At 37.9% G+C, this 12,238-nt stretch carries 9 protein-coding genes; all 9 read left to right on the top strand.

Features of this window, described 5'->3' with window-relative positions; genetic code table 11:
* Positions 1–88: 88 nt before the first annotated feature.
* The 9 genes from EPL02_RS15315 to ymfI all read left to right on the top strand — a co-directional run bounded on the left by EPL02_RS15315 (position 89) and on the right by ymfI (position 12,174).
* Positions 89–2,443 (top strand): FtsK/SpoIIIE family DNA translocase, encoded by a 2,355-nt coding sequence (locus EPL02_RS15315; protein WP_131888185.1) that lies wholly within the window; start codon positions 89–91, stop codon positions 2,441–2,443.
* Positions 2,444–2,809: 366 nt separating this feature from the next.
* Complete coding sequence (locus tag EPL02_RS15310; protein WP_094912535.1) at positions 2,810–3,535, top strand: GntR family transcriptional regulator; 726 nt, start codon at positions 2,810–2,812, stop codon at positions 3,533–3,535.
* Between the two features lie 128 nt (positions 3,536–3,663).
* Positions 3,664–4,743 (top strand): BMP family lipoprotein, encoded by a 1,080-nt coding sequence (locus tag EPL02_RS15305; protein ID WP_131888184.1) that lies wholly within the window; start codon positions 3,664–3,666, stop codon positions 4,741–4,743.
* A 129-nt stretch (positions 4,744–4,872) separates the two neighbouring features.
* Positions 4,873–6,402, top strand: coding sequence for an ABC transporter ATP-binding protein (locus EPL02_RS15300; RefSeq protein ID WP_131888183.1), 1,530 nt, complete (start codon positions 4,873–4,875; stop codon positions 6,400–6,402).
* Positions 6,396–7,457, top strand: coding sequence for an ABC transporter permease (locus tag EPL02_RS15295; protein WP_094912532.1), 1,062 nt, complete (start codon positions 6,396–6,398; stop codon positions 7,455–7,457). Before EPL02_RS15300 ends, EPL02_RS15295 begins: the two co-directional genes overlap by 7 nt.
* Positions 7,454–8,413 (top strand): ABC transporter permease, encoded by a 960-nt coding sequence (locus tag EPL02_RS15290; RefSeq protein ID WP_131888181.1) that lies wholly within the window; start codon positions 7,454–7,456, stop codon positions 8,411–8,413. The genes EPL02_RS15295 and EPL02_RS15290 overlap by 4 nt, the downstream gene beginning before the upstream one ends.
* Before the next feature lie 399 nt (positions 8,414–8,812).
* A complete protein-coding gene (yfmF, locus tag EPL02_RS15285) occupies positions 8,813–10,108 on the top strand; it encodes an EF-P 5-aminopentanol modification-associated protein YfmF (protein ID WP_131888180.1) in 1,296 nt (431 codons plus the stop codon).
* The gene (gene yfmH, locus EPL02_RS15280) at positions 10,095–11,378 is read left to right on the top strand and encodes an EF-P 5-aminopentanol modification-associated protein YfmH (protein WP_165932587.1); all 1,284 of its coding nucleotides are present in this window, start codon (positions 10,095–10,097) and stop codon (positions 11,376–11,378) included. The genes yfmF and yfmH overlap by 14 nt, the downstream gene beginning before the upstream one ends.
* A gap of 70 nt (positions 11,379–11,448) precedes the next feature.
* Entirely contained in the window at positions 11,449–12,174 is a 726-nt protein-coding gene (gene ymfI / locus EPL02_RS15275; RefSeq protein ID WP_094912528.1) for an elongation factor P 5-aminopentanone reductase, read from the top strand.
* The last annotated feature ends 64 nt before the right edge of the window (positions 12,175–12,238 follow it).

Below are 12,238 nucleotides of genomic sequence, written 5' to 3'. Positions count from 1 at the left end.
TATGTTGCAGCCGAGTAATGGCTGCTTTTTTGTTCAGTGTATATGAATAAGAAAATCAACATAGGAAGACGTTGATTGGAGTGAGAACATGGCAAAGAAAAAACGAAGAGGGAAATTTAAGAAGGAAGAATGGAAACGCATTGTACGATTTGAACTCATAGGTTTACTATTATTAGCTATTACATTAATTGCGATGGCAGGGCTGGGTGCGGTTGGCCAGGCGCTTGTGCTACTTGTTCGTCTTTTTATTGGTGAATGGTACATGCTTATGCTAATCGGTTTGCTGGTGCTGTCAGGCTATATTATCTGGAAAAGGGCATTGCCACCATTTATAACAAGACAGCTAGTTGGTACATATTTAATTATTTTAGCTATTTTATTATTTAGTCACGTTACGCTATTTGAAAACCTTTCTAAGAACGGCACTTTTACTGACCCTTCAGTTATCTTAAATACATGGGATTTATATATGTTAGAAGCAACTGGGGAAGTAAATCGCAGTGATTTAGGTGGCGGAATGGTTGGAGCCGTTATGTTTGCGATGTTTTATTACTTATTTGACAGTTTAGGAACTGAGCTCATTGCCTCACTTTTAATCGTGATTGGCGTGTTATTAATTACAGGACGTTCTTTGCACGAAACGCTTCGAAAAGTGTTAACGCCAATTGTCCGCTTTTTAGTGACGGAATTAAAAGAGGGTTGGGAAGACATTGCAAATTGGGCTTCTAAAAGGAAGCAAACATCAAAAGGGAAGAAAAAGCGTAAGCCAGCTGTAGAAGAAGAGGAGGAAAATGATGAACAGGAAGCAGAAGCACCTGTCATTGCAAAGCAGCCTCCAATTATTGAGCACTTTGATTATGAAGAAGTAGTAGATCCTATTTCATCATCTATTCAGTCTCAACCAGAACCCGAGCCACAGCCAACAGTTAAGCCTGTTCAACCAGTGGCCAAGAAAGAAGACCCGCCTCAACAAGAAGAAAAGGCACCAGTTATTTCATTTGTGGAAGCTGAAAACATGGAATATGAACTTCCACCTATCCGATTGCTAACAATGCCGAAGAAAAGTAATCAAGCAAAAGAGAAAAAGAATATTTATAAAAATGCTGAAAAACTAGAAAAAACGTTTCAAAGTTTTGGTGTGAAAGCAACGGTTGCTAAGGTTCATTTAGGGCCTGCTGTTACCAAATACGAAGTATATCCGGACGTTGGAGTGAAAGTAAGTAAAATTGTAAATTTAAGCGATGATTTGGCTCTAGCTCTTGCTGCCAAAGACATTCGAATTGAAGCGCCTATACCTGGTAAATCAGCAGTGGGGATTGAAGTTCCAAATGAAGAGGTAGCGATGGTTTCTCTTCGTGAAGTGTTGGAATCAAAAGAAAAAATAGATCCTGATAAAAAGCTACTGGTGGGATTGGGAAGAGATATATCCGGCGACGCTGTTTTGGCAGAATTAAATAAAATGCCTCATATGCTTGTTGCGGGAGCAACAGGTAGCGGTAAAAGTGTTTGTATTAACGGAATTATCATAAGTATCTTAATGCGAACGAAGCCTCACGAAGTTAAGCTCATGATGATTGACCCTAAAATGGTTGAGTTGAATATGTATAATGGTATTCCACATCTATTGGCACCTGTTGTAACTGATCCAAAGAAAGCATCTCAGGCTTTAAAGAAAGTCGTAAGCGAAATGGAGCGCCGTTATGAGCTCTTCTCACACAGCGGTACAAGAAATATTGAAGGGTATAATGATCTTGTGAAGCGCCAAAATGATGACTCAGATGCTAATCAACCAACGCTACCTTATATTGTCGTCATTGTAGATGAGTTAGCCGACTTAATGATGGTTGCTTCATCAGATGTTGAAGATTCAATTACACGTTTAGCGCAGATGGCGCGTGCTGCGGGAATTCACTTAATTATTGCAACGCAAAGACCGTCAGTTGACGTTATTACAGGGGTTATTAAAGCTAATATCCCGTCTCGAATTGCGTTTAGCGTGTCCTCTCAAACCGATTCCCGTACCATTTTAGATATGGGAGGAGCGGAGAAGCTGCTAGGTCGTGGAGATATGCTATTTATGCCGGTTGGAGCTTCTAAGCCAGTTCGTGTACAAGGAGCGTTCTTATCTGATGAGGAAGTTGAAGAGGTTGTAGACTTCGTTATTGCTCAGCAAAAAGCGCAATACCAAGAAGAAATGATTCCAACAGACGCTCCAGAACAAGTAGAAGAAGTAGCGGATGAATTGTATGATGAGGCAGTTCAGCTTGTAGCAGAAATGCAAACAGCCTCTGTTTCAATGCTGCAAAGACGCTTTAGAATTGGATATAATCGAGCAGCTCGCTTAATTGATGCAATGGAAGAACGGGGAGTTGTCGGACCTTATGAAGGAAGTAAACCCCGAGCAGTACTGGTTTCACAGCAAAACGAAGATGTTGGAACATAATTAAATGGTTAGAAAAGACGTAAGCATATGCTCTACGTCTTTTTTTATCATTAAGGGTATTATTTTTTATAAAAAGATATTATAAAAAAATGTGTTATCATGTTTGGTTAATTAAAACACGAATATTATCAATTTAATTTTAATGTTTGTTAGTTTTTGGTGAAAAAAATACTGAAATATTAGGTTGTTAGACATGCTTACATACAATAAATAGAAAAAAACAATATTTTTAAAAAAATATTAAAGTTTTTTACATAAAATTAATATAACCTATTTATTTATGTTGAAAAAAATGATATATTATTTTCGATTAAAGAGTCAAACATCAGAGGTCTGATGACTAGTTGAGGGTATGGAGGAAGTGTGATGTCTATTCGAGCGGATAATCGACATTTGTATTTACAAGTGATTGATAACATTAAACAAAACATTGAACGAGGAGTTTTCAAAGAAAAAGAGAGACTTCCATCAGAGTTTGATCTGTCAAAACAGCTGGGCGTAAGCAGAGCAACGCTACGTGAAGCACTTCGCATATTGGAAGAAGAAAATGTTATTGTCAGAAGACATGGAGTAGGTACATTTGTGAATGCGAAGCCGACGTTTCTTTCAGGTATTGAGCAATTAAATAGTATAACACATATGATTGAACAAGCTGGAATGAAGCCTGGTACCATTTTCTTATCATCCAATGTACAAGTTGTTTCAGAAAATGATATAGAGCGTTTTGGCTGTCAAATTGACGAAAAAATGCTTTTTGTTGAGCGTGTGAGAACTGCAAATGATGAGCCGGTTGTATATTGTATGGACAAGGTTCCACAAACAATATTGCCCGAAGATTTCGAATATAAACAAGAGTCTCTACTAGGGATTCTTGAAAAACAGGCTGGCAAACATATTTCATATGCAGTAGCCCACATTGAGCCAATCGGGTATCATGAAAAAGTTTCTCCTATTTTACAATGCAGTCCAGAAACAGCACTTCTTGTACTGCGACAAATGCATTACGACCAATATGATGAACCGATTTTGTATTCAATTAACTATTTTAAAGCAGATAAATTTAGTTTCCAAGTATTGAGAAAAAGAGTTTAATAGATTTTAAGTTTTCGCAATTTTAGTAATGGTTTTACACGGATTCTTTTAAGGAGGTGTTCAATACCAAGGGCGACGAACGTGAAGTAGCATTACAATTCTTTTACACTATTTTGGGGGTTAATAAAATGACAAAACGTAAATATGGAATGGCTTTATCACTTATGTTAGCGGCAGGTACACTACTAAGTGCCTGTGGATCTAGCGACTCAGAAGGCGGAAGTAGTGAAAAATCAACTTCAGATTTCAAAGTAGGGATGGTTACAGATACTGGCGGAGTTGATGATAAATCATTTAACCAATCAGCATGGGAAGGTCTTACAAAATTCGGTAAAGAAAATAACTTAGAAGAAGGTACAGGCTATAAATATTTACAATCGGCTGAAGCTGCTGAATACCAAAGCAACTTATCAACGTTTGCTGAAGCAGGCTATAACCTTACGTACGGTATCGGTTTCTTACTGAAAGAAGATATCAAAAAAGTGGCTGGTCAATATCCAGAATCACATTTTGCGCTAGTTGATGACACATTAAAGTCAGAAAAATTAGATAACGTTGCAAGCATTCTATTTAACGAAGAGCAAGGTTCGTTCTTGGTAGGTGTTGTTGCAGCTAAACAAACAGCAACCAATAAAATCGGCTTTGTTGGTGGAGTAGAATCTCCGTTAATTAAAAAGTTTGAAAACGGATTTAAAGCAGGTGTTAAAGCTGTAAACCCAGATGCTGAAGTAGTTGTTCAATACGCAGAAGATTTCAATGCGCCAGAAAAAGGTTCAGCGATTGCATCAACAATGTACAGCCAAGGTGCTGATATTGTTTATCACGCAGCAGGTGGTACTGGTAACGGAGTGTTTACTGAAGCGAAAAATCGTGCGAAAAAAGGTGAGAAGGTTTGGGTAATCGGTGTAGACCGTGACCAGCACCAAGAAGGTATGCCAGAAAACGTAACACTAACATCAATGGTAAAACGTGTTGATATTGCGGTTGAAGAAGTTGCAAAACAAGCAAAAGACGGCAAGTTCCCTGGTGGAGAAGAAGTAGTATTTGGACTTCAAGAAGATGCGGTTGGTATTGCTCCAACTATGGATAATGTAACGGACGAGTCAAAAACAGCTGTTGAAGAGTACAAACAAAAAATCTTAGATGGCGAAATTAAAGTACCAGCAACGGATGATGCATATAAAGAGTTTGAGAAAACTCTTAAATAATTCTTCATATCAAAACAGGATAGGTATGAAAAAAGGCTAGTGAACCACTAGCCTTTTTCATAGCCTTTAAGATGATGAGAAATTCAAGATAATAGACTTTACTCTAGATACAAATAGGGAGTGAACATAGTGGAATATGTAATTGAAATGCTAAATATTCGTAAAGAGTTTCCGGGTATCGTAGCGAATGATGACATTACACTCCAAGTGAAAAAAGGAGAAATCCATGCTTTACTAGGTGAAAATGGCGCAGGGAAATCAACGCTGATGAACGTTCTTTTTGGGCTTTATCAACCTGAAAAAGGCGAGATAAAGGTGAAAGAAAAAGCTGTTAAAATTACGAATCCGAATATTGCAAATGACCTAGGGATTGGGATGGTTCACCAGCACTTTATGCTTGTGCAAAATTTTACAGTTACTGAAAACATTATCCTTGGTAATGAGCCGACAAAAGCAGGAAAAATCAACATTGCAAAAGCTGCTAAAGAGATTGAAGCACTATCAAATCAATATGGGCTTTCTGTTGATCCATATGCGAAAATTGAAGATATTTCGGTTGGTATGCAGCAACGTGTCGAAATTTTAAAAACACTATATCGTGGTGCAGATATTTTAATCTTTGATGAGCCAACAGCCGCTCTTACACCTCAAGAAATCACAGAATTAATTGAAATTATGAAGCGTTTAATTAAAGAAGGAAAATCCATTATTTTAATTACTCATAAATTAAAAGAAATTATGGCGGTTTGTGACCGCTGTACAATTATTCGCAAAGGTGTAGGGATTGGAACAGTAACGGTTTCTGAAACCAATCCAGATGAATTGGCGTCCTTAATGGTTGGACGTGAAGTGCATTTTAAAACGGAAAAGAAAACAGCAGAACCGAAGGATGCTGTGTTAACAATAGATGGCTTAGTAGTGGAAGATGCCCGCGGAGTAGCAGCTGTTAATGATCTATCGCTAACTGTCAGAGCGGGTGAAATTGTAGGAATTGCAGGAGTAGATGGTAATGGGCAAACAGAACTAATTGAAGCCCTCACAGGTCTTGCGAAAATCAAATCAGGTGCTATCACGCTAAATGAAAGTGACCTGACAAAGCTATCGGCACGTAAAATTACTGAATCAGGTGTAGGACATATTCCTCAAGATCGCCATAAGCATGGTCTTGTCTTGGACTATACAATCGGTGAAAATATCGCACTTCAAACGTACTATAAAGAGCCAATGTCTAAAAGGGGTATTTTGAACTATAAAGAGATTTATCGAAAAGCCAAAGCACTCATTGCAGAATATGATGTTCGCACACCGAGTGAATATACACAAGCGCGAGCTCTTTCTGGAGGAAACCAGCAAAAAGCCATTATTGCTCGTGAAGTGGACCGCAGTCCTCAGTTGTTAATTGCAGCTCAGCCGACGCGTGGATTGGATGTAGGAGCAATTGAGTTTATTCACCGTAAGTTAATTGAAGAGCGTGATAAAGGAAGAGCGGTTCTTCTTGTGTCTTTAGAACTGGATGAAGTTATGAATTTAAGTGATCGTATTGCTGTTATCTACGAAGGAAAAATTGTAGATATCGTAAATCCAAACGAAACGAATGAGCAGGAGCTTGGATTGTTAATGGCAGGCGGAAAGCGTGAGAAAGCAGGTGAAACATCATGAAATGGCTAAGAAATGAGCGAACCATCCACATTCTAATTCCGATTATCTCGGCAATTTTAGGATTGCTTGCTGGTGCAATCATCATGGTTCTTGGGGGCTATGATGCGGTGAAAGGCTATGATTCTTTATTTAATGGTATGTTGGGTAGTCCAAAAGCTCTAGGTGAAACTATTCGTGCAATGACGCCCCTTGCTTTAGCAGGTATTGCTGTAGCATTTGCTTACAAGACAGGCTTATTTAATATCGGAGTAGAAGGTCAGCTTCTTGTTGGGTGGTTAGCGGCAGTGTGGGTAGGCTACGCTTTTGAACTTCCGTCTGTTATTCATATTCCACTCGCAATCCTTGCAGCAGGTATTGCTGGTGCATTATGGGCCTTTATTCCTGGTTATTTAAAAGCTCGCTTTCATGTTCATGAGGTTATTGTCTCCATTATGATGAACTATATTGCCCTTTATACAACAAGCAGTATTATCCGTGAATTTTTGTATGCAGGGAATGAAAAGTCATACAACATCAATGAGTCAGCGTCATTAGCATCTTCATTTTTAGCTGAGGCAACGAACAATTCTCGTTTGCACTATGGGATTATTGTAGCGTTTTTAGCAGCTTTTGTAATGTGGTTCCTATTAAACAAAACCTCAAAAGGCTTTGAACTTCGTGCTGTTGGGTTTAATCAGCATGCTTCTAAATATGCAGGAATGAATGTGTCTCGCAACATCATTCTTTCTATGTCAGTATCTGGTGCATTTGCAGGATTAGCCGGTGCGATGGAAGGGCTTGGTACATTCCAATATATGAATACTTTTACGTCATTTACTGGAACGGGATTCGATGGAATTGCTGTTGCCCTTTTAGGAGCTAATAGTGCAATCGGTATCTTGCTTGCTGCATTTCTATTCGGCGGTCTACAAACAGCGGCACCACAAATGAACTTTATGGCGGGAGTGCCGTCAGAATTAATTGAGATTGTTATCGCTCTTATCATTTTCTTCGTGGCGTCCAGTTACCTTATCCGTTGGATTATTGGTCGTTTAAGTAAAGGAGGAGCACAATGAGTTTCTTAGACGTTTTAATTATAATTATTCCAGCTGCGCTGTATTCTGCAGCACCGCTTATTTTTACAGCATTAGGTGGAGTGTTTAGTGAGAAGTCTGGTGTTGTAAATATCGGACTGGAAGGTCTTATGATGTTTGGTGCATTTACAGGAATTGTTTCAACGCTACTTCTTCAAGACTCATTGGGAGCATGGGCACCTTGGGTTTCAATTTTAATTGCAGCAGGGGTTTGTGCAATCTTTTCACTTATTCATGCAGTAGCAAGTATTACGCTTAAAGCAGATCAAGTAGTCAGCGGGGTTGCACTCAACTTCTTAGCTGGAGGTTTGTCTATCTTTTTAATCAAGAAAATTTTTGGAAAAGGACAAACAGATTTTATTCAATTTCGTATTGATAAAACAAGCATTCCTTTCCTATCTGATATTCCGATTATTGGTAAGCTGTTTTTCTCAAATGTTCCAATTACATCATATTTAGCGATTTTGCTAGCTTTCGTTGTATGGTATATCATTTACAAAACGCCGTTTGGGCTGCGTCTTCGCTCTGTAGGTGAACATCCAATGGCTGCGGATACGATGGGGATTAAAGTTATCACAATGCGATATGTGGGCGTTATGTTATCGGGTGTGTTAGCTGGTATTGGTGGTGCTGTATATGCGACGTCAATCGCAACAAACTTCTCAGCTGGAACCATTTCTGGACAGGGCTTCTTAGCACTTGCAGCCATGATTTTTGGAAAATGGCACCCAATTGGTGCGATGGGAGCAGCTCTCTTTTTTGGGTTAGCACAATCTTTAAGTATTACAGGAGCACAAATTCCAGTTATTCAAGATATTCCAACTGTTATTTTAACGATTGCTCCTTACGTCTTGACAATTTTAGCGTTAGCTGGATTTGTTGGTCGAGCAGAGGCGCCAAAAGCACTTGGTGCGCCTTATGAAAAGGGAAAAAGATAATAAAACTATTTTCAAGAACAAAGGTTTGTAATCTGCCTTTGTTCTTTTTAAATTCGCACAAAAAAAGTAAAGGATTTTATCAAAAAAAATGTAGACAAAAAGAAATTGAAAAAGTTTGCGGTAAAGAAAGAAGGAATCTTACGCAATCATGTGGTGAAAAGGGATGGGGATTATTAGAATTCTATTTTTTATAGCACTATTCAAGAAGAATGACAACACATTAAAGAAGAGTTGAAGATAAGAATATATGACAAATGAGATCTTGTATAAAAGGTGTTTCCTTGAAAATCTTTCCTCTAATTAGATATAGTGAAGGTAAGACTAAAAACGGCAAAATAAACTAAAAATAAAGGTATTGTGTTGTTTTTAGCAAACTTACTATTAAAAGGAGGTATCTTGATGAAATTATTGACTGAACAAAAGCACGAATTGAATGGCCTGACGCTGCATACAATCCCAACTACAAAGTATAAAACCAATACGTTTATTCTAAAATTAAATGCTCCATTGGATGAAAAAACGGTGACAATGCGAGCTCTTTTACCTTATGTATTACAAAGTGCTACAGAATCTTTTCCAACCACAACACAGCTGCGTACATATTTAGATGAACTATATGGTGCAACTCTTCAGGTGGATTTGACAAAAAAGGGTGATAATCACGATATAACTATTCGGATTGATATAGCGAACGAAAAATATTTAAAAGACTCAACTCCTCTTCTTCAAAAAGCACTTGCACTGCTTGGTGAAATTCTATTGAAGCCGGCAACGGAGGAGGGAGCTTTCTTAAATGACGCAATGGAAAAAGAAAAGCGATCGCTTCGACAACGGATTCAAGCCGTATTCGATGATAAAATGCGCTATGCAAATCTTCGCTTAGTTGAAGAGATGTGTAAAGAGGAACCTTACTCTTTGCATGTTAATGGTCGAATTGATGATATTGAATCCATTACAGCAGATAAGCTCTATAATTATTATCAGCATGTATTAAAAGAAGATGCTATTCACCTCTATGTTATTGGTGATTTTCATGAACAAGAAGTAAAAAACACGGTTGAGCAAGCGTTTAATTTACCACAACGTCAACCCAAAAAAATTGAACGCTCAATTACGAAAAAAGAAATTACCAATGTGAATGAAGTGATAGAAAAGCAAGAGGTAAAACAAGGTAAATTAAATATTGGCTACCGTACAAACGTTGTATATGGAGATCGTCAGTATTTTGCCCTACAGGTGTTTAACGGTATATTTGGCGGGTTTTCTCATTCAAAGTTGTTCATTAACGTTCGTGAAAAGGCAAGCTTAGCTTACTATGCTGCATCACGAGTTGAAAGCCATAAAGGTCTTCTGATGGTTATGTCAGGAATCGATGCAAAAAACTATGACCAGGCTATAACCATTATTAAGGAACAAATGGAAGAAATGAAGAATGGCTCGTTTACTGATAGTGAAATCGCTCAAACGAAAGCAGTTATTCATAATCAACTGTTAGAAACGGTAGACACACCACGAGGTCTGGTTGAAGTTATGTACCATAATGAACTAACAGGGAAAAGTATTTCGGTTGATGAATATCTAAAACAAATCGATGCAGTATCAAAACAAGAAATTGTGAAGGTAGCTGAAAACATTGCGATGGATACAGTTTATTTCTTAACAGGAAAAGGCGGTGAAAACAATGGAGAAAATTGAATTTTCTCAGCTGAAAGAACAGCTTTATCATGAAAAAATGGATAATGGATTAGAGGTTTATATTTTACCAAAGCCTGAGTTCAACAAAACGTTTGCCACGTTTACTACAAAATATGGTTCCATTGACAATCAATTTGTTCCGCTCGGAGAAGATGAGATGATTAAAGTTCCTGATGGAATTGCGCATTTTCTTGAGCATAAGCTGTTTGAAAAAGAAGATGGTGATGTCTTCCAACAGTTTAGCAAGCAGGGTGCGTCTGCCAATGCATTTACATCATTTACGCGCACAGCGTATTTATTTAGCTGCACGTCTAACTTTGAACAAAATTTAGAGACGCTTGTAGACTTTGTTCAAGAACCATATTTCTCTGAAAAGACAGTCGAGAAAGAAAAAGGAATTATTGGACAAGAAATTACGATGTATGATGATAATCCAGACTGGCGCTTGTACTTTGGAACAATTCAAAACATGTATAAAAATCACCCTGTTAAAATTGACATTGCTGGTACCATTGAGTCCATTTCCCACATTACAAAAGATTTGCTTTATACGTGCTATGGAACATTTTATCACCCGAGCAATATGCTACTATTTGTGGTAGGGCCTGTTGATGCAGAAAAGGTAATGACTCAAATTCGTGAAAATCAAGCTAAAAAAGATTATGAAGATATGCCTGAAATTACTCGTCATTTTGATAAAGAGCCAGAAACGGTAGCGGAACAAAAACAGGTATTAAACATGCCTGTCCAAGCCTCCAAAGCTATGGTTGGCTTAAAAACAAGAAAGCCTGAACGTTCCGGACAAGATATGCTTCGCCACGAGCTTGCAATGAATATTGTACTTGATCTTGCATTTGGAAAAAGCTCTTCTTACTATGAAGATCTGTATAAAAATGGGCTCATTGATGAGACATTCTCATATGACTATACCGAAGAAAGTGGCTTTGGATTTGCGCTAATTGGCGGAGATACAGAAGATCCAAATAAGTTTTATGGGAGAATTAAAGAGATTTTATTTGAAGTAAAATCTAAAGGTTTACAAGAAGATGAGTTAGAACGAGTAAGAAAGAAGAAAATTGGAGAATTTTTGCGAGCTTTAAATTCTCCAGAGTTTATTGCTAATCAGTTTACCCGCTATGCATTTAATGATATGAATTTATTTGATGTTGTAGATACGCTTGAAAAGCTTACAGTAGACGACGTGAAGCATGTAATGAATGATATGATTCAAGAAGAAAGCTTTACTGTATGTGAGGTTGTACCGAAATAAGTGATAAGATAGTATATGAAAAGCTGACGTTAAGTCAGCTTTTTTATTGGATAATACAAGGAGAATCAACATGGAGAAATATGCGCTAATTACAGGAGCGAGCGGAGGAATTGGCAGTGCTATTGCCGAGAAAATGGTAAAGGAAGGATACGGAGTAGTCCTTCATTATTATCAAAATGAAGCAGCGGTGAACAAACTAGCTAGTTACCTTCGTTCCTACACGGATAATATTATGGTGGTGCAAGGAGATTTGTCTTCAAAAGAGGGGGTTGATCACTTTTTATCGACTCTTGTTGTACCGGTAGATCTGCTTATTTACAATGGTGGTCAAAGCTTATCAGCATTAATGATGGATGTGACAGATGAGCGTATTGAAGAAATGGTTTATCTGAGCGTAACCGCTCTTTATCGAATTGCAAAATTTGTTCTCCCTAAAATGATTCAGAAAAGAACTGGGAATATTATCGTTATCTCATCTATCTGGGGATTGGAGGGAGCTTCTTATGAAGTGCTGTATTCAACGGTGAAAGGGGCTCAGAATACTTTTGTCAAAGCGTTAGCTAAAGAAGTTGCGCTAAGTAAAATTCGAGTGAATGGAATTGCGCCAGGAGCTATTTTGACAAATATGCTATCTGATTATACACAAGAAGACCTTGAAATGATGGAGCAGGAAATTCCGATGGGACGCATTGGAAAGCCTTCAGAAATTGCCGATGCAGTTGCTTATTTAGCTTCTGATCAATCCTCTTATATAACAGGACAAATTTTATCAGTAGATGGTGGTTGGCATACATAATAACGCGAATAAAAAAGAGGAAGGTGTACAAACTATGATATGAATAAACCTTAAGGAGGGCTAC

Source organism: Bacillus sp. CBEL-1 (assembly GCF_004348885.1).
In the GTDB taxonomy this organism is placed as follows: Bacteria; Bacillota; Bacilli; order Bacillales; family Bacillaceae_H; genus Priestia; species Priestia aryabhattai_A.
Note: the sequence above shows the minus strand (reverse complement) of the source record. Positions and strands in the feature narration are given on the sequence as shown.

Bases quoted from the DNA above. Each gene is read 5' to 3' on its own strand.
- EPL02_RS15315 (WP_131888185.1), top strand. From the start codon at position 89: ATGGCAAAGAAAAAACGAAGAGGGAAATTTAAGAAGGAAGAATGGAAA.
- EPL02_RS15310 (WP_094912535.1), top strand. From the start codon at position 2,810: ATGTCTATTCGAGCGGATAATCGACATTTGTATTTACAAGTGATTGAT.
- EPL02_RS15305 (WP_131888184.1), top strand. From the start codon at position 3,664: ATGACAAAACGTAAATATGGAATGGCTTTATCACTTATGTTAGCGGCA.
- EPL02_RS15290 (WP_131888181.1), top strand. From the start codon at position 7,454: ATGAGTTTCTTAGACGTTTTAATTATAATTATTCCAGCTGCGCTGTAT.
- yfmF (WP_131888180.1), top strand. From the start codon at position 8,813: ATGAAATTATTGACTGAACAAAAGCACGAATTGAATGGCCTGACGCTG.
- yfmH (WP_165932587.1), top strand. From the start codon at position 10,095: ATGGAGAAAATTGAATTTTCTCAGCTGAAAGAACAGCTTTATCATGAA.
- ymfI (WP_094912528.1), top strand. From the start codon at position 11,449: ATGGAGAAATATGCGCTAATTACAGGAGCGAGCGGAGGAATTGGCAGT.